Origin of the sequence: Janthinobacterium rivuli (genome assembly GCF_029690045.1) — a bacterium.
GTDB lineage: Bacteria > Pseudomonadota > Gammaproteobacteria > Burkholderiales > Burkholderiaceae_D > Janthinobacterium > Janthinobacterium rivuli.
The window spans coordinates 4,002,297-4,019,998 of record NZ_CP121464.1 but is presented as its reverse complement, the minus strand read 5'-3'; the positions used below and the strand labels follow the sequence as shown (position 1 = coordinate 4,019,998).

13 protein-coding genes and 1 riboswitch are annotated in these 17,702 nt (G+C 64.0%); of the genes, 6 read left to right on the top strand and 7 right to left on the bottom strand.

Annotation, left to right across the window (positions count from 1 at the left end):
- The first annotated feature begins 2 nt into the window (after positions 1-2).
- The 4 genes from P9875_RS18265 to P9875_RS18250 all read left to right on the top strand — a co-directional run bounded on the left by P9875_RS18265 (position 3) and on the right by P9875_RS18250 (position 7,019).
- On the top strand, positions 3-1,946 hold the full coding sequence (locus P9875_RS18265) for an ABC transporter permease subunit (RefSeq protein WP_219312712.1): 1,944 nt from the start codon (positions 3-5) through the stop codon (positions 1,944-1,946).
- 10 nt (positions 1,947-1,956) lie between these two features.
- Complete coding sequence (locus tag P9875_RS18260; protein WP_099377466.1) at positions 1,957-2,679, top strand: ABC transporter ATP-binding protein; 723 nt, start codon at positions 1,957-1,959, stop codon at positions 2,677-2,679.
- Positions 2,680-2,787: 108 nt separating this feature from the next.
- The gene (locus tag P9875_RS18255; RefSeq protein ID WP_278316184.1) at positions 2,788-4,818 is read left to right on the top strand and encodes a DKNYY domain-containing protein; all 2,031 of its coding nucleotides are present in this window, start codon (positions 2,788-2,790) and stop codon (positions 4,816-4,818) included.
- A gap of 122 nt (positions 4,819-4,940) precedes the next feature.
- Complete coding sequence (locus P9875_RS18250; RefSeq protein WP_278316183.1) at positions 4,941-7,019, top strand: TonB-dependent receptor plug domain-containing protein; 2,079 nt, start codon at positions 4,941-4,943, stop codon at positions 7,017-7,019.
- A gap of 3 nt (positions 7,020-7,022) precedes the next feature.
- Here the strand turns inward: P9875_RS18250 and P9875_RS18245 are convergent, their stop codons facing one another.
- The 7 genes from P9875_RS18245 to P9875_RS18215 form a co-directional block, all read right to left on the bottom strand.
- The gene (locus P9875_RS18245) at positions 7,023-7,343 is read right to left on the bottom strand and encodes a DUF2288 domain-containing protein (RefSeq protein ID WP_035819573.1); all 321 of its coding nucleotides are present in this window, start codon (positions 7,341-7,343) and stop codon (positions 7,023-7,025) included.
- Positions 7,344-7,384: 41 nt separating this feature from the next.
- Positions 7,385-8,092, bottom strand: a complete 708-nt coding sequence (locus P9875_RS18240) for an RES family NAD+ phosphorylase (RefSeq protein ID WP_278316182.1) — start codon at positions 8,090-8,092, stop codon at positions 7,385-7,387.
- 2 nt (positions 8,093-8,094) lie between these two features.
- The gene (locus P9875_RS18235; RefSeq protein ID WP_099403145.1) at positions 8,095-8,532 is read right to left on the bottom strand and encodes an MbcA/ParS/Xre antitoxin family protein; all 438 of its coding nucleotides are present in this window, start codon (positions 8,530-8,532) and stop codon (positions 8,095-8,097) included.
- A gap of 141 nt (positions 8,533-8,673) precedes the next feature.
- Positions 8,674-11,301: a S53 family peptidase gene (locus P9875_RS18230; protein ID WP_278316181.1), complete on the bottom strand. Its 2,628-nt coding sequence runs from the start codon at positions 11,299-11,301 to the stop codon at positions 8,674-8,676.
- Positions 11,302-11,386: 85 nt separating this feature from the next.
- Positions 11,387-11,473, bottom strand: a riboswitch (cyclic di-GMP riboswitch).
- 274 nt (positions 11,474-11,747) lie between these two features.
- Complete coding sequence (gene fos / locus P9875_RS18225; protein ID WP_099403226.1) at positions 11,748-12,161, bottom strand: fosfomycin resistance glutathione transferase; 414 nt, start codon at positions 12,159-12,161, stop codon at positions 11,748-11,750.
- 20 nt (positions 12,162-12,181) lie between these two features.
- On the bottom strand, positions 12,182-13,882 hold the full coding sequence (gene recJ, locus P9875_RS18220) for a single-stranded-DNA-specific exonuclease RecJ (protein ID WP_278316180.1): 1,701 nt from the start codon (positions 13,880-13,882) through the stop codon (positions 12,182-12,184).
- On the bottom strand, positions 13,879-14,931 hold the full coding sequence (locus P9875_RS18215) for a hypothetical protein (RefSeq protein ID WP_278316179.1): 1,053 nt from the start codon (positions 14,929-14,931) through the stop codon (positions 13,879-13,881). The genes recJ and P9875_RS18215 overlap by 4 nt, the downstream gene beginning before the upstream one ends.
- Positions 14,932-15,091: 160 nt before the next feature.
- On the opposite strand from P9875_RS18215, the gene P9875_RS18210 reads away from it, so the two are divergent.
- Both P9875_RS18210 and P9875_RS18205 read left to right on the top strand, forming a co-directional pair.
- A complete protein-coding gene (locus P9875_RS18210; RefSeq protein WP_278316178.1) occupies positions 15,092-16,369 on the top strand; it encodes a lipoprotein-releasing ABC transporter permease subunit in 1,278 nt (425 codons plus the stop codon).
- 65 nt (positions 16,370-16,434) lie between these two features.
- Entirely contained in the window at positions 16,435-17,700 is a 1,266-nt protein-coding gene (locus P9875_RS18205) for a lipoprotein-releasing ABC transporter permease subunit (protein ID WP_035819563.1), read from the top strand.
- Positions 17,701-17,702 lie beyond the last annotated feature (2 nt).

The following is a 17,702-nucleotide window of genomic DNA, read 5'->3' as shown; positions in this document are numbered from 1 at the left end:
ACATGAACAAGAAAATCACCATGCTGGCGCTGAGCGCGGCGGGACTGGCCGCGCTTGCGCTGTTCCCCATCGTCATTCCGAACCCGTATTACATCCACCTGGCCGAGACCATTCTGATCTACGCCATCCTGCTGTTCGGCCTCGATATCGTCGTCGGCTACACGGGGCAGGTGTCGCTGGGCCACGCGGGCCTGTTCGGCATCGGCTCCTACGTCACGGGCGTGCTGGTGTTCAAGCTGGGCCTGTCGTTCTGGCTGGCCATCCCCGCCAGTATTTTGGGCGCGGCCGTGTTTGGCGCCATCCTGGCCTTGCCGGCCCTGCGCGTGACGGGGCCGTACCTGGCCATGGTGACCCTGGCCTTCGGCACCATCGTGCAAATCCTGATCAATGAAATGAGCTTCCTGACGGAAGGCCCGATGGGCATCAAGATCCACAAGCCCGTGCTGTTCGGCCACAAACTGACGGAAGTGGAGTACTACTACATGGTCGCCGCGCTGCTGGTGATCTCGCTGGTGGTGGTGCACCGCATCCTGAAATCGAACCTGGGCCGCGCGTTCGAAGCCTTGCGCGACAGCCCCATCGCCTCGGACTGCATGGGCGTGTCCGTGTACCGCTATAAAGTCTATGCCTTCGTCATCAGCGCCGGTTTTGCGGGCCTGGCCGGCAGCCTGTATGCGTATTCGGAAGAGTATATTTCGCCCAATACCTACAACTTCGAGCTGACGATCCTGTTCCTGCTGGCCGTCATCATGGGCGGGCGCAAGACCCGTTCCGGTGCGCTGATCGGCGCCATGATCGTCGTCATGCTGCCCAGCCTCTTGTCGGACATCGAATTGTTCCGCAAGATCGCCGTGGCCGCCGCCGTGCTAGGCGTGATCGGTTCCGCCTTCATGCTGGCGAAGAAACGCTCCACCGTGCGCGGCGTGCTCGTGCCCCTGGTGGCCACCATCGGCCTGGCCGCGTATTCGTACAAGCTGGAAAACATGGTCGACTGGCGCCTGACCATCTTCGGTTTGATGACCTTGTTCGTCGTGTACTACCTGCAGGACGGCATCGTGGGCTTTTTGATGAGCTTTATCGGCAAGGGCCGGCGCCATGTGCAAGCCGTCGCTTCGCACGGCGTGGCGCCATTCGACCACGCCCAAGGCGGGCAGCAGGGCGCGACCCTGCTGCGCGTGGAGCAGGCCCTGATGCAGTTCGGCGGCCTGAAGGCGCTGAATCAGGTGGACTTGAACGTCACGCAAGGCTCCGTGCACGGCTTGATCGGGCCGAACGGTTCGGGCAAGAGCACGATGATGAACGTACTGACGGGGATCTACAAGCCGACGGCGGGCAAGGTGGAATTTGCCGGCGCCGTGATCTCCGGCCGCACGCCGTCCGAGATCGCGCTGGGCGGGGTGGCGCGCACCTTCCAGAACGTGCAGCTGTTCGGCGAGATGACGGCCACCGAGAACGTGCTGGTGGGCTTGCACAACACCTTCAAGTCGAACGTGCTGGACGTGATGCTGCACACCCCGCGTTACAAGCGCGAAGAGGCGGCCGCGCGCGAGCGGGCCGCCAGCATCCTCGAATTCGTCGGCCTGGCGGACCTGGCCAATGAAGAAGCGCGCAATCTGCCATATGGCAAGCAGCGGCTGCTGGAAATCGGCCGCGCGCTGGGCCTCAACCCGCGTCTGCTGCTGCTCGATGAACCGGCGGCCGGCCTGACGGCGCCCGACATCAAGGAACTGATGGCCATCATCCGCAAGATCCGCGAACACGGCATCACCATCATCCTGATCGAGCACCACATGGACGTGGTGATGGCTCTGTCGGACGTGGTGACGGTGCTGGACTTCGGCCAGAAGATCGCCGAAGGTGCACCTGCGCTGGTCCAGAGCGACCCGAAAGTGATCGAAGCCTACCTGGGCGGCAGCGCCGAAACCCTGGCGCCAGCGGCGCACTGAGAGGAAGACCATGCTGACCATTAGCAATCTGCACGCCGCCTACGGCAAAGTCGAAGTCCTGCACGGCATTTCGCTCGACGTCCCGAAAGGCAAGCTGGTGACCCTGATCGGCTCGAACGGCGCCGGCAAGACCACCACCATGCGCGCCATTTCCGGCATGTTGAAACCGAAATCCGGCACCGTCACCCTGGGCGGCAAGGATGTCACGGGCCTCGATTCGCACCGCATCGCCCGCGCGGGCCTGGCCCATTCGCCGGAAGGCCGGAGGGTGTTCGCCTCGATGTCAGTGACGGACAACCTGCTGCTGGGCGCCTTCCCCCGCTTTACGCGCTCGCGCCCGAAAGGCGACATCAAGGGCGACCTGGACAAGGCCCTGGAGCTGTTCCCCCGCCTGAAGGAGCGGCGCGACCAGCTGGCCGGAACGCTCTCGGGCGGCGAGCAGCAAATGCTGGCCATGGCCCGCGCCGTGATGCTGAACCCGGAAGTGATCCTGCTGGACGAACCGTCGATGGGCCTGGCGCCGATTTTGGTGGAAGAAGTCTTCCGCATCATTACGCGCTTGAAGGCCGAAGGCGTGACCATGCTGCTGGTCGAGCAATTCGCCGCCGCCGCCCTGAACGTGGCCGATTACGGCTACGTGCTGGAAAACGGCAGCATTTCCGTGCATGGGCCGGCGGAAAGCCTGAAAAACGATCCCAAGGTGATCGCGGCGTATCTGGGGGGAGGGCATTAATGCGGCATTAATGCGGCAATGATGCGGCAATGGGATCACTGCGCCTGCAGGGCGCGATTTTTCTTGCAAAAGGCTTATGCTGCCGAATTATTATCTTGAAATGCAACGATGACGACGCCAGAGGTGGATGCTGCGCAGTGGGAGTCCCTTGACCTTGAATGGCACGGGGACTTCGCGTTTATGGAAGGGGCGTTACTGGGGGACGATAGTGCACGCGAAGTCTACATCATGCTCGCGCTTGCAGGAAAGCTGCCCTCCGAGATCGCTCAAGAGGCAAGTTCCCGGCGTTTTCCGTCGTCGCCTTTGCATGCTCGGCAAGTGGTCTGGCGACATCGAACCCATCCGGGTTTGTTGCGCGATAGTCAGCGTGATTACTACCTGCTGCCGCATTACCTTGCGCGATATGGCTACCATGCGGTGCAGGCTTTGCCGTTTCGTTTCAATGGCACCCTGGAAGACCTCGGCTACCACTACTGGCGTGACCAGTCCTGCGCCTATTGGTTTGGTGATTATTCGGTCACTGTCATGGTTGATGTAAAGCACCAGGCGCTTGCTTTGCTCGGACCGGCGCCAGCTTTTGTATCCGCCGATTGCGCGCTGTTCAGCGATGGCGTGAATGTCTTTCTGTCTGGAAAGGTGACCGCGAGCGCGCACGACCGTATCCGTTACACCAATCACCCGGATTACCGGGTGATCAACGGGCAGGTCTACAGAGGATACAAGCGACTGCACCAGAAGGATGGCACACCTTTGCCCATCGCCCATCCTGACGGCTTTCGCATGCTTGCGCAGCGATGGGGGACGGATGGCGAGTCGATCATCGTGCAGGCACAGCAGGGATCGAGCATTGCATATGAATATTTTTACCGCATTGATCATGCCGATCTGGCCACCTTCACCGTACTGAACGAACGTTATGCCAAGGATGGGCAACGTGCGTATTATTTGACGGGAAAGTCCATGCGCTATGTGGGCGAATTCCAATTGCTCAAATGCCGGCAACCGGAATTTGATGAGGCCGGCCGGGTGGTGTCTGCGCGTGAGTTTCAGCACGAGTATATTGCCGTGGATGATCAGGTTGTCTACGCGGCAGGGACGCGTGTGCGCGGCGCTCACGGCCCCAGTTTCCAACACCTGGGATTCGACTATTACCGCGATCATCAGCGCGCTTATTACCGCAACAAACCGCTGCATGTGGATGTGGACAGTTTCGTCGTGGCGCTGGTACATCATGCAGGCGCCGATTACTCGTCGACACTGGTGGGCGACCGAAACGGGCCGCTGGGCAGCGACGGGGTACTCGACAAGGTCATGCAGCAGCGGTGGGCGCCATTTTTCGAGGCGCATCCGCAACTGACGGATTACTGGTGGCACCGCTTGCAGGCGCAGGACGAGGCGCAGGACGAGGCGCAGGCGGCGCAGCAGGAAGAAATCCCGGTGCGGCGTGTCATCGGATCTGGCTTCGAACTGGGCCGACAGGTGTACTTTCATGGGCGGCCCATCACCGGATTGGATGCAGCCAGTTTCAAATTATTGGGTGAACATCTGTGCGGCGATGTCAATGGCTTGTATCTGATCCCGTATCATGCGGTTGACCGCGCCGTGCCCGAACGGTTTTCTACCGAGTCGGTGGAGCATTTCAGCGCATTCGATTCGATTTACCTGAGTGATGGTAAAAAAGTCTATTGCCACCGAATTTTCTATCACTGTCCTGAGCCCATTTCCAAGGCTGACCTTGCCACCTTCGTGAGCTGCGGTTATGGCTGGGCCAAGGATAACCGTGCCGTTTACTACAGGGGGCAGGCAAAAAAAAGCCTCGCTCCTGAAAATACACGGATACTTGGCATTTATGCGTTCAATTCCACGTTGATGATGTCCGATGGCAAGCCATTGGCTGTCGAATTCAGCCCGGAAGAAGTCTCGGTGCCGCATCCTCATTTTCTGCAGCTAGGCACGCGTAAATTGTTTTGTGGCCGAAGCCCGCTGAGCGCCAAGCGCATAGACCTGGCCACGTTGGCGTTTCTCGATGATCGCCATGCGCGCGACAAGCATCGCTTCTACCGCTACGACGGCCATGCCGGATTGACTGAGGTGGGCGAAGAGGACTACCGGGGGCTCGCAAAGCAGGGCGTATCGTGACGTTTGTCCTGGTCCCGGCTTGACAAATCATCTACACTGCGCACTTCCTCATATGGCGTAGAACAGCTCTCATGTGCAGCAGCCTCAGGTATCGTCCTCTCGTTCTCATCTTGCTCTCAGGCATGGCCTGCGCCGACGATGCACCACTGCCGAAAGTTGAAATTTCCGCCGCCAGCGGCGTGCAGCAGCGGCGCGACGATACGGCCGCGAAGATCGTCGTCAGCCGTGACGACCTGGCCCAATATGGCGACAGCAGCCTGGCCGCGACGCTGAAACGCCAGCCCGGCGTCTCCGTCGTCGGCGGCGAGGTGCGCATGCGGGGTCTGGGGGCGGGCTACACGCAGATGCTGATCAACGGCGAGCCCGCGCCACCGGGCTTTTCCATCGAATCGATCGGGCCCGAGATGATCGAGCGCATCGAGATTTTGCGCAGCGCGACGGCTGAATACAGCATGCAGGCCGTCGCCGGCAGCATCAACGTGGTCTTGCGCAAGGGCGCCAGCGGCGCCGAGCGCGAATGGAAGCTGGGCGCGGGCCGGCAGGACGGCCGCTGGCAGCCTGCCGCATCCCTGCGCGTGGCGGACAAGCTGCCGGGTTTCGCCTATGCGCTGACGGGTGCGCTCGAGCGCACGGCCGACGATGTGGCGGGCAGGACGACTGACACCATGTCCGATGCCGCCGGCCTGCCGCTGGCGCTGCGCGACACGCGCACACGCAATGCCTCGTCCGTCAACAAGGCCAGCCTGACGCCGCGCCTGCACTGGACACTGGACAAGGGCGACACCATCACCTGGCAAAGCCTGCTGGACTGGTATCGCACGGGGTTTGACGGCGTGGCCCGCGAAACGACCTTGCTGGGGCAGGCATCGAGCTATCCGCGCAATGGCGCCACCTCGCAAGCGAGCGTGTTTTCGGCGCGCAGCGATGTGAGCTGGTCGCACTCGCTGGGGGCCGCGGGCAAGCTGACGGCCAAGCTGGGCGTCAACCACAACCGGCGCGACACGGATTACGCCTTCCATGGCGAGGCGGCCGGTGGCGCGCCCCTGCTGCTGCGCGGCGTGGTGTCCGACGCCATCGACGACAGCGTCAACAGCAGCGGCAAATACCTGGGCCGGCTGGGCGGCGGCCACGCCCTGAGCGTGGGCTGGGATGGCAGCCTGATACGCCGCAGCGAGTCGCGCCGCCAGCGCGACACGTATTTTTCCGGTGGCGCGCCGTATGCGCTCGATGAAGACTACACGGCCGACGTGCGGCGCCTGGCCCTGTATGCGCAGGATGAATGGGACGTGACGCCGCGCCTGCAAATGTATGCGGGCGTGCGCTGGGAAGGCTTGCAGACGGCAACCGAAGGCCGCACCCTGAGCGAAGTGCGCACGCGGGCCAGCGTCTGGAGTCCCGTGGCGCAGCTGCTGTGGAAGCCGCCGCGGCAGGAGCGCGACCAGCTGCGGCTGGCGCTGGCGCGCACCTACAAGGCGCCCACCACGCGCAACCTGGTGCCGCGCCGTTACACCGTCAACAATGGCAACAGCGCCAACAATCCCGATTTCCAGGGCAATCCCGACCTGCGCCCGGAACTGGCGTGGGGGCTGGACGCGGCCTGGGAAAGCTATTTCGGCAAGAGCGGCGTGGCCAGTTTGTCGGCATTCACGCGGCGCATCAGCGATGTCACCGTGCAGCGCCTGTTCCAGCACGATGGTATCTGGACGGGCAGCCCGTTCAACAATGGCACGGCCACAGTGCGCGGCATTGAAATGGATGTGAAGTTTCCCGTGCGGACCTGGTGGGCGCAGGCGCCCGATGTCGACGTGCGCGCCAATGCGGGGCGCAACTGGTCGCGCGTCGCCGCCGTACCGGGTCCTGGCAACCGCCTGGCCAGCCAGGTGCCCGCCACGCTCAACCTGGGATTCGATTACCGGCGCTCGCCGATGCTGAGCATGGGCGGCAATCTGCACGTGCAGACGGGCGGACTGGCGCGGCTCGATGCGCACGCCAGCAGCCATGCGGGCGTGCGGCGCACGCTCGACGCGTATGCGCTGTGGCAGCCGGACGCGAAAACGCGCGTGCGCCTGTCGGCGGCCAACCTGCTGCACCGGCAGCAGGTGCAAGGACAATCCTATGTGGATGGGGAGGGCCGCAGCGACAGCGTGACGACCCTCGACAGCAGCGCTGCGCTACGCTTGATGCTCGAGCGCAGCCTGTAAGCATCAGTGCCTGGTCGGCTTTTCCTGCTGCACCAGAATGAACGGGCTGACGACGGCGGCCCACAGGGATGCGTCGGCGGCCTGCCAGTCCAGCGCCTGCTGGTCGGAGACTTTGGCCACTTTGCCATCGGCCATCCATTGCGTGATCGTGGCCTTGTCGTCGTGCGAGATGCGCACGGCCACTTCGACCAGGTCCAGTTCATTGGCGACCCAGACGACGTTGCCCTGGGCGAAGTGCTTTTCCAGTTCGCTCCAGGCCAGGCGGGCCGTTTCGCTGTTCACTTTGAGGCGCAGTTCGGTGTCTTTTTCAGGATTGGTTTGCATGTGAGATCAGGTTGCGGTGAGTTGGTGCCGATGCGCGCGGTTTATTTGCCTGGGACGGCTTCCACCTGCGGCGTTGGCGTACCCCGCCATGTTAACCGATAGGCGGCGCCTTTGCGAACATTGCCCACGAGGGCGGGGCGGAAGCAGGCCAGGTTGGTGCCGCCCGCCAGCCGGGTGCTGGGGAAGATGATGCCCATGGAGCCGGCTTCGAGCAGGATGGCGGCCAGGTCTTGCGAGGCGATGTAGCTGGCCGGGTCCAGGCAAGCCTGATAGCGTTCCTGGCCGCGCAAGTCGTGGAAGCTGGCGGAAAAATCGGCCAGCAGCGACTGGTAGCTGACGCTGTCGTCGAAATAATCGATTTCCTGGTATTCCACGGTCTTGTGGAAAATGATCTCGGCCAGCGCCGTTTTCATGTCGAAGGCGCAATACCAGGCGCCCCGTTCGCCATCGTTGAAACGCGCCCCTTCCGGCCGGGCATAGGTGTAGGCGGCGTTGATGATGCGAAAGTGCGGCACGCCAAAAACCAGCTCGTCCACGCCAATTCCTGGCGCGCCGCCGTACTCGGCCACCAGGCGCGCATTCGTCGCGTTATCGAGTTCGAACAGCTCGCGCAGGTGCGCGTCGTCCTCGGCCAACGGCGCCAGCACGGAGTCTTCCATGTCGGCGAAGCGCGACGGGATCAGGCGGCACGTGTCGATCTGGCGCAAGGCGGCCAGCGGCGGCAGGTGGGTAGGCGGGACGGCAGGCACGATCACAGTCCTCCGCGGCGCGCGTCAAGCAGCTTGCGCACCGTCTGCATGGCCAGCAAGCCGCCGGCCAGCATTTGCGACAGGGGCGTGCGGCCGCCGAAGATCGGGTTTTTGTTGGGCAAGCTGACCCATTCGTCGGCCAGCTTGTCGCCATACAGGATGTGCAAGGCTTTATAAATGCCCAGCAGGTAGGAAATGCGCGTGATGCGGTCCACTTCCAGCACGCGGTCCGGGTGCTTCTTCCACTCGTACCAGGCGCTGCTGGACAGGCCGCCCAGCAATTCGCGCGCATCGTCGTCGCGCAGGCGCCAAGCTGCCGCCAGCTTGAAAAAGCCTTTCAAGGCCGCCTGCGACAATCGCTCGCGCTCGGCTTTGGCGTTCAGGTCGACGAGCACGGCCGGCTCGAAGCGGCTTTTCGGGTAGGCGTAAGCGAGATTCATGATATGTCCTTCGATAAAACTCTGTTTAAGGATTATTTATACTCCTTTTCAGGATTCGTTGCAACGGCCGCGCGCATGCAAAACGGGGCGCGCCAGGACATGTGTCCCGGTGCGCCCCGTTGGCAGGCGAGCTGCGCGACCTTATCTGGCCGTGACCGTAACCGGCACGTTCAGCTGCGCCGTCAAGCCATTATTGTCCAGCGCCACGACCTTCAGCGTGTAGCTGCCCGCCACCGGCAGGGGCCAGCGGGCCGTGATGGTCATGCCGCTCATGGAAAACTGCATGCCCAGCGGCGCGCCGATGATGGAGATCCACAGCGCGTTCGCGCCCGGCGCCGTCAGCACGATGCTGCCGCTCATGGCCTTGCCGGCCACGCCCGTCATGGCGGCGGCGCTGATCGTGGGACCGGCGGCGGCGATTTTTACCGTCGCCACGGCCTGGCCCGTCAATCCCGTCTTGCTGTCTTTGGCGATGACCGTCACGCTGTAGTTGCCCAGCACGGGACTGGCCCAGCTGACGACGCCGGCGGCATTGATGCTCATGCCGGACGGCGCGCCCGACAGGCTGTAGCTGACGGGGTTGGGCGCCACCGTCGTGGCCGTGAACGACAGGGCCACGCCCGGCTTGCCGCTGACGCTGGACACTGTCACCACGGGTGGCAGCGGGGCGGCGATGGCCACCGTGTAGATGCCTTTGCCGCTGAGGCCAGTCTTGCTGTCCCTGGCCGTGACGGTGACGGCATAGGTGCCGGCCACGGGCGCGGCCCAGCTCACCAGCCCGACGCTGCTGATGCTCATGCCAGATGGTGCGCCGGCGAGCGTGTAGCTGACGGGATTGGGGGCGCTGACGCTGACGTTGAACGCCAGTGCCGTGCCTACCTTGCCCGTGATGGCGCCGGTGCCGACGACGGGCGGCGCGACGGGGGTAATGACGATGGCGTACACGCCCTGGCCACTGAGGCCGCTGACGCTATCCCTGGCGACCATGGTTACGGCATACGTGCCGGCGATGGGATTGGCCCAGCTGACCACGCCCGTGGCGGCGATGCTCATGCCGGCCGGCGCGCCCAGCATGCTGTAGCTGAGAGGGTTGCTTGCGCTGGCCGAGACGGTGAACGACAGCGGCTTGCCGGCCGCGCCGCTGATGCTGGCCGGCGCCACCACGGGGGCTGTTGGCGCGATCTGCGTGCCCGACAGGCTGGCCAGCAGGCTTTTCACGTTGGGCGTGCCCAGGCCGCCCAGCGGGTCGTAGCCGACCCTGGCCGTGCACACGCCGCAAGTGCCGTTGCTGCCGCGCGTGATGTCGGCAAAGCTGCTGGCAAAGGTGCCGGGCACGCTGGCGATCTGGCCGTACAGCATGCTGTGCGCCAGGCCGAGCGCCGTCTTCGCCTGCAGCGCGCGGCTGGCGTTGGCGATGGCGATCAGGCCGGCCCATTGCGGCGTGGACAGGCTGGTGCCGCCGATGCTGAGCCAGCTGGCGGTGCTGCTACCCGGTGTCATCACGGCCGTGTACTGGCCCGTGGCGGGGTCGGCATTGAAGGCCACGTCGGCGACGTTACGCCGCAGCAGGTTGGTCAGGCCGGGCACGCTGGCTGTCTGGTAAGCGGGCAGTGCCGTGTAGGCGCTGATGCCGCCGCCCGTGCCGGACCAGGCCGTTTCGCTGCGCACGCCGCTGCCGCTGTAGTTGAGCGTGGTGCCGCCCACGGCCAGCACGTTGGACGACACGGAAGGCCAGGACACGCCGCTGCCCGAGTCGCCCGTGGCGGCCAGGTAGCTCATGTTCTTGCCCGTGAAGGCGCTGTCGACGGAAGTCGTCCAGTTGCCCTCGGCGGCGCCAAAGCTCATCGACACGACGCCAGGCCCCATCAGGTTGGCCAGGCGCACGGCGCCCAGCAGGCTGTTGACGGACGCGTCGGGCGCCTCGATCAGCACGATGCGCGCCAGCGGCGCCGTGGCATGCGCCCACTGCACGTCGAGCGCGATTTCCATGGCCCAGCCCGAGTTATAGGCGGGCGCGGTGGCCGTCATGGTGCTCGACGGCGTGTTGTAGACAACGGAAAATTCACAGCCGCTGAGCGGGGCCGGCGGCAAGGGCAAAGTGGCATTCGTGGCGATGGCCTTGGTGGTGCAGCCTGGCAAACCGAATTTCTGGTTGAAGATGGCCAGTTCGGCCGCCGCGTTCGGGTTGTGCATGGCGTCGACGATGTAGATCGTCTGCCCCGCGCCCAGCTGGGCCGCCTGGGCTGGCGTCAGCGCCGTGCCCGCCGCCGGCAGGGCGGGCAGGTCGTAGGCGGCGCGGATTTGCGCGGGAGAATAGGTCGCCACCACGCTGCTGCCGGCCATGGGCGCGGCGACGTCGCTCGCGCCGCTACCATCGAGCAATGGCGCGATGTCCTGCGCCGCCTGTTCCGCGACGGCGATTCTTTGCGCCGTCAGGCGGCGCGTGGTCATTTCCCCCATGGCGCCGGGCACGCGCTGCAAGTGCGGCCGCCAGTGCGCCGAGCCGCTGCTGTTGGCGCTGTCGCGCCCGTCAGGCGTATCGAGCAGGGCCGGGGCCGCATGGAACATCGGTTGCACCACCAGCGCGCCGACGGCGTCCGGAATGACGGGCACCTCGACGGTGAACTGTGTCGCGGCCGTGGCGATGGCGGCAGGCGGCGTTGATGCCGGCGTCTCCTGGCCGGGGCCGCACGCGGCCAGCAGGATGGCGGCCGTGGCGCCCAGCAGCAGGCGCCCGTGACGGTGGTGCGGGGGAATGATTTTTTTCATGGCGAAACTCTCCGAGTTGGGCGAGGGCCACATCTCGACAATGCATCCAGGCTGGTGCCGCGCGCTGGCGGCTCCGGTCCTGCACATTGGCAGCCCCGCTGCCGTGGCGCTTGCGCGCGGTAGGCCGGTGGCTTTGCGTCCCCGCCTTTCGACGGGTTTGCCCTCAAAACTGATCATGCATCATTGGGAATTTCCTGATGCGTCATCAATTTTAGTGAATTTGCCAAATAAGTGTTAACTATTTTCAATCAATATTTTTATTTTTGCAATGAAATGTGGCTTATTTGCCTGTTGCTGAGTGGAATCTTGTCAGCTTTGTTAAGTCTTAAAAGCAAGGTTGTCAGGGGTGTACCGATGCATGACAGTGTTTTTTCACAACCACGGTGCTTGTTTTCTTGAGGAATAACGAATTTAACGAATTTATTGAATATGCGATGCTGCCAACTTCAATCCTCGAACACCATGCCCTGGTACGGCGCTGCGCGGCAGGCGGCCAGCCGCTGCGCCAGACTGCCCGTATGGGCTTCCAGCTGGTGGCCGTCCGGATCGAGAAAATACAGGGAATCGCCGGCGCTGCGGTTTTGCTGCCATTCGGGCACGCCGGCGGCGCGCAGGCGGGCGGCGAAGGCGGGGAAGTCGTGCTGGGAAATGGAAAACGCGTAATGCGTGTAGGCGGGGCTGGCCAGCGCAGCCGTGCCTTGCCCGTCCAGCGACAGGCACAGCCACAAATCCCCGGCCGACAGATACGCGCCCCTGTCCCAGCGGGCATGCAGGCGCAGGCCCAGCATGTCGCGGTAAAAGGCGACGCTGCGCGCCAGGTCGCGCACGGACAGGGTGAGGTGGTTCAGGCCGGTCAACATGGTGCTGCTTTCAGGTGCCATCAGACAGGTTCCGCATGCTCCACCATCAGCTGAACTTTCGTGGTGCCATTGTATTCATTCGCATCAAGCCGGAACGCCACCCGCGTGCGTTCGCCCAAGGCGTCCGTATGCCCGAACCAGATGGCATCAAAACGCACGCCGTTTTTTTCCAGCAGCAGTTTCAAGTGGCGTTCTTTTAAGATGCGCTGGCTGACGACGCGGAATTCATCGCAGAAGACGGGCGGGGCGAAGCCCTGGCCCCACACCTGGCCATCCATCAGATCGATGAAGGCCGTCGTGTAGTAGGCGTCTTCCAGCGGGCCGTCCGTTTCCACGACCCGTTCCAGCTGTTGCTGGCTGAGCCAGGCCTGGCCCACGGCTTCGAAAGCCTTGGAAAAGGCGTCGAAAGCGTCGGCGCGAATGGTCAAGCCGGCCGCCATGGCGTGGCCGCCGAACTTGTCGATCAGGCTGGGCGCCCGTTTCGACACGAGGTCGAGCGCGTCGCGCAAGTGGAAGCCGGGGATCGAGCGGCCCGAACCCTTGATCCAGCCATCGGCGCCGGGCGCGAACGTGATGGTCGGGCGGTAGAATTTTTCTTTCAGGCGCGATGCCACGATGCCGATCACACCCTGGTGCCACGACTCATCGAAGACGCTGATGGTGCTGCTGTTGGCCGGCTCGAAGTCGTCGAGGTGCAGCAAGGCCGTATCCTGCATTTCCGCCTCGATTTCGCGGCGCTTCAGATTGATGTCGTTCAGTTGCTGTGCCAGCGCCCAGGCACGGCCTTCGTCGTCCGTGACCAGGCATTCGATGCCCAGTGACATGTCTTGCAGGCGGCCGGCCGCATTCAGGCGGGGTCCCAGGGCAAAGCCCAGGTCGAACGGCGTGGCGCTGCGCGCTTCGCGGCCCGCCACGCGGAACAGGGCTGCCACGCCCGCGTGCATATTGCCCTTGCGCATGCGTTTGAGGCCTTGGGCGACGAGGATGCGGTTGTTCGTATCGAGGCGCACCACGTCGGCCACCGTGCCCAGCGCCACCAGGTCGAGCAGGTTTTGCAGGGGCGGCTGGGTTTTCTGGTCGTAAATCCCTCTTTGGCGCATTTCCGCGCGCAGGGCCAGCAAGACGTAGAACACGACGCCCACGCCCGCCAGGTGCTTCGACGGAAAACCGCAGGCGGGCTGGTTCGGGTTGACGATGACGGCCGCGTCGGGCAGGGTGTCGGCCGGTAAATGGTGGTCGGTGACGACCACCTGGATGCCGCGCCGGTTCGCTTCGGCCACGCCATCGATGCTGGCGATGCCGTTGTCGACGGTGATGATGATGTCGGGCGACTTTTCGCGGGCCGTCAGTTCGACGATTTCCGGCGTCAGGCCGTAGCCGTACTCAAAACGGTTGGGCACGATGAAATCGACGTCGGCGCCCATGGCGCGCAAGCCGCGGATGGCCACGGCGCAAGCGGTGGCGCCGTCGCAATCGTAGTCGGCCACGATGACCATGCGTTTCTTGGCGGCAATGGCGTCGGCCAGGAAGACGCCGGCCGCGCCGATGTGCAGCAGGCCGGACGGCGGCATCAGGGCCGCCAGTTCGCTCGACAGTTCTGCCGCGTCGGACAGGCCGCGCGACGCGTACAGGCGGGCCAGCACGGGGTGGATGCCGCCCTGGCGCAGCAGTTCGGATTCGCGGTAGGGGCAGGGGCGGGTGGCGATGCGGGTACGGGTCATGATGCTTTCAACTTGTTCAGGGTAATCGCGCGCCAGAATTTGCGCTGCGCATGCTTGCTGGTGGTGCAGGCTAGCCAGGCGTCGCGGTGGCTCAGCACCAGGCGCAGCTGGCCCTGGCGGCCATCCTTGATGGCCGCCAGCAGGGGCGCGAACCAGTCCGCTTCCAGCGCTTGCAACTGCTGCAGCCACATGCCCCATTCCTGCGCTTGCGCCGCTTCGGTCAAGCCGCCCAGCACGACGATCGCGTCCTGTTGGCTTGCCAGCACACTGTTTGGACTGGCATCGCGCTGCGCCGGTTCCGCCAGCGCGGCCAGCCAGCCCGGTACGTCTTTGGTATGCAGGCTGGACGCGCAGCGTGCAGCTTCAGCGTTGGCCAGGCTGCCGCCCCAGATCCAGAAGGAATTGATGGCTTTCAAGCCCCGCTCTTCGCGCGCCGCATTGACGGGATGTTCATGCCACAGCATCTGCACTTCATTTTGCAGGCGGCGCGCGGCGCGCGCATGTTCGCCTTCGGGCATCCAGACGGACAGGTCTTGCGTGGTGGCGGCGTCCGGCGTGGCGCACTGCAAGTCGCTCCAGCCATCGGCGCGCATGAACCAGGTGCCCGCGTCGCCATACGACAGGGGCTGGCCAATTTCGTCGAAATACGGGCGCGCCGTGTCGAACAAGGTGCGGCCATCGGCCTCGCTCAGCTTGAGCTGGCGCAAGTCTTCCAGGCTGATATGGCTGCGGGCGATGGCCAGGTGAGCCGGATGCAGCAGGAAGTAGCGCGCGCCCGGTTCCGGCGCCAGGCCGTAGCCGCGCATGGCCTGGGCCGCAAAGGCCGATTGCGCCGCCTCGCCGTTGGGCGCGGGCGACAGGGTCAAGGCATGCGCCAGCCACGCTTCGTGCGGCAGCAGCCGGTTGGCGTTGTCAAAAGTTTCTAAATTGCAATCAGAGGTGCGCGACAGCAGGGCCGCCAGGGCGGGCGCCTGCAAGACCTTGAGCAGGTCGGCAGCCAGCTCGGCATTGGGCAAGGCGAAGGGCAGGACGAGGGTAAGTTGATTCATCCCGAGATTGTAGGCGATTGTGGCGCTGGAGGAGTAGTTCCCGCGGTTTTTCCCTAGCCGCCGGGTGCGGAAAAATGGCGCCACGGTGATGTGTTTCGCGCATGAAATACCATTTGTGTGGCACACTGCGCGCTCGCATATCACGTTGTCGCGGGAGCGCATGAGCATCATCAAACAATTTCCTTTCGAGTGGCAGGTCGGCGTGCGCTATACGCGCGCCGGGAAACGCAGTGGCCGCAACAGCTTCATTTCCTTCATTTCCCTCATTTCCGTGGCCGGCATCGGCCTGGGCGTGGCCGCCCTGATCGTCGTCCTGTCCGTCATGAACGGCTTCCAGAAGGAAGTCACCGACCGTTTGATGTCGGTGCTGGCCCACGTCGAGGTGTTCGACACCAGCGGCTCGATGCAGAACTGGCAGGCGCAGGAGCGCGCCGCCTACGCCAACCCGCAAGTGAAAGCCGTGTCGCCGTTCGTGGAAACCCAGGGCATGCTGCTCAACGACGAAACCATGCGCCCGTCCATCGTGCGCGGCGTGCTGCCGCAGCAGGAAGCCACCGTCTCCAGCGTGGCCAGCCAGATGAAGCAGGGCAGTTTCAAGGACTTGACGCCAGGCTCGTACAACATCGTGCTGGGCATCGACCTGGCCAAGGCGCTCGACGTGAAAGTGGGGCAGAACGTCACCCTGATGCTGGAACGCGAGCCGAGGGCGGGCGATCCGGCCACTGGCATCGTCATGCCGCGCATGCGCGCGCTGAAGGTATCTGGCATCTTCGAGGCGGGCCACAATGAACTCGATGGCAGTCTGGCTTTCGTCAACATGCAGGACGCGGAGCAGCTGCTGCAGCTCGACGGCCCGTCCGGCCTGCGGCTGCGCCTGCACGACATGAACCAGGCGCCGCAGGTGGCGCGCGAACTCAAGGCGTCGATGCCGGGCCAGCTGTGGATGCGCGACTGGTCGCGCGCCAGTGCCAGCTGGTATGCGCTGGTGCAAAGCCAGAAGAACATGATGTTCATCATCCTCAGCATGATCATCGCCGTGGCCGCGTTCAACCTCGTCTCGACCCTGGTGATGTCGGTCACCGACAAGCAGGCCGACATCGCCATTTTGCGCACCCTGGGCGCCTCGCCGTTCTCCATCATGAAGATTTTCATGATCCAGGGCGCGCTGGTCGGTTTGCTGGGGAGTGCTTTGGGCGTGATCGGCGGCGTCGTGCTGGCGCTGAACGTGGGCGTCATCGTGCCCTTCATCGAAGGCATCTTCGGCCTGCACTTCATCTCCAAGGAAATCTACCAGATCAGCGCCGTGCCGTCCGACGTGCACTGGCTGGACGTGGCGCAGATCGGCCTGATCGCCTTCGGCCTGGCGCTGGTGGCGACCATCTATCCGAGCTGGCGCGCCGCGCGTGTCAAGCCGGCCGAGGCGCTGCGGTATGAATAGTTGGCTGATCAACAAACTGCTGGGGTCAGACCCGGCGGGTCAGACCCCTTGGAATTAACGAATCAATGAGCATGTTAAAAAATCTTCCTTTCGAATGGCTGGTCGGCTTGCGCTACACGCGGGCCGGCAAGCGCAGTGGCCGCAACAGTTTTATCTCTTTTATTTCGCTCATTTCCATGGCCGGCATCGGCCTGGGTGTGGCGGCGCTGATCGTCGTGCTGTCCGTGATGAACGGCTTCCAGAAGGAAGTGACGGACCGCATGTTGTCCGTGCTGGCCCACGTGGAAGTGTTCGACAACAGCGGCAGCATGCCGGACTGGCGCGCCGAAGCGGCGCAGGCCTTCAAGAATCCTGCCGTCAAGGGCGCCGCGCCGTTCGTGGAAACGCAGGGCATGCTGCTGCGCGACGATGCGCTGCGTCCCGCCATCGTGCGCGGCGTGCTGCCCGAGGAAGAGCCGAACGTCTCCGACGTGGCCGGCCAGACGCGCATGGGCAGCTTCAAGGCGCTGCAGCCGGGCACCTTCAATATCGTGCTGGGCATCGAGCTGGCGCGCGCCTTGCGCGTCAACCTCGGCGAAAAAGTCACCCTGATGCTGGCGCAAGGGCAGGTCACGCCGGCCGGCGTGCTGCCGCGCATGCGCAGTTTTACCGTCAGCGGCATCTTCCAGGCGGGCCACAATGAATTCGACGCGGGCCTGGCCTTCATCAACATCGAAGACGGCCAGCGTTTGCTGCGCCTCGACGGTCCATCCGGCCTGCGTTTGCGCCTGGCCGACATGAACCGGGCGCCGCAAGTGGCGGCGGAACTGAAAAAAACCATGCCGGGCGACCTGTGGCTGCGCGACTGGTCGAAGCTGAACGCCAACTGGTTCGCCGCCGTGCAGACTGAAAAACGCATGATGTTCATCATCCTGACCCTGATCATCGCCGTGGCCGCCTTCAACCTGGTGTCGACTCTGGTGATGACGGTGACGGACAAGCAGGCCGATATCGCGATTTTGCGCACCCTGGGTGCTTCCCCTCGCTCCATCATGAAGATCTTCATGATCCAGGGCGCGCTGGTGGGTATCCTGGGCACGATTTTGGGAGTCGGCGGCGGCGTGCTGGTGGCGATGAACATCGACGTCATCGTGCCCTTCATCGAGCATTTGCTGGGCGTGCAGTTCCTCTCCAAGGACATCTATTTCATCAGCACCGTGCCGTCCGACCTGCGCTGGCCCGACGTCACCAAGATCGGCGTGCTGGCCGTGATCCTCGCCTTTTTGGCGACCCTGTACCCAAGCTGGTGGGCTGCCCGCGTGAAACCTGCGGAAGCCCTGCGCTATGAATAAAC

What these genes read in the sequence shown, in the direction of transcription:
- recJ (WP_278316180.1), bottom strand. Translation starts at nt 13,882, where the DNA reads ATGACCCGTACCCGCATCGCCACCCGCCCCTGCCCCTACCGCGAATCC.
- P9875_RS18215 (WP_278316179.1), bottom strand. Translation starts at nt 14,931, where the DNA reads ATGAATCAACTTACCCTCGTCCTGCCCTTCGCCTTGCCCAATGCCGAG.
- P9875_RS18230 (WP_278316181.1), bottom strand. Translation starts at nt 11,301, where the DNA reads ATGAAAAAAATCATTCCCCCGCACCACCGTCACGGGCGCCTGCTGCTG.
- P9875_RS18205 (WP_035819563.1), top strand. Translation starts at nt 16,435, where the DNA reads ATGAGCATGTTAAAAAATCTTCCTTTCGAATGGCTGGTCGGCTTGCGC.
- P9875_RS18265 (WP_219312712.1), top strand. Translation starts at nt 3, where the DNA reads ATGAACAAGAAAATCACCATGCTGGCGCTGAGCGCGGCGGGACTGGCC.
- fos (WP_099403226.1), bottom strand. Translation starts at nt 12,161, where the DNA reads ATGTTGACCGGCCTGAACCACCTCACCCTGTCCGTGCGCGACCTGGCG.
- P9875_RS18245 (WP_035819573.1), bottom strand. Translation starts at nt 7,343, where the DNA reads ATGCAAACCAATCCTGAAAAAGACACCGAACTGCGCCTCAAAGTGAAC.
- P9875_RS18260 (WP_099377466.1), top strand. Translation starts at nt 1,957, where the DNA reads ATGCTGACCATTAGCAATCTGCACGCCGCCTACGGCAAAGTCGAAGTC.
- P9875_RS18235 (WP_099403145.1), bottom strand. Translation starts at nt 8,532, where the DNA reads ATGAATCTCGCTTACGCCTACCCGAAAAGCCGCTTCGAGCCGGCCGTG.
- P9875_RS18210 (WP_278316178.1), top strand. Translation starts at nt 15,092, where the DNA reads ATGAGCATCATCAAACAATTTCCTTTCGAGTGGCAGGTCGGCGTGCGC.
- P9875_RS18255 (WP_278316184.1), top strand. Translation starts at nt 2,788, where the DNA reads ATGACGACGCCAGAGGTGGATGCTGCGCAGTGGGAGTCCCTTGACCTT.
- P9875_RS18250 (WP_278316183.1), top strand. Translation starts at nt 4,941, where the DNA reads ATGGCCTGCGCCGACGATGCACCACTGCCGAAAGTTGAAATTTCCGCC.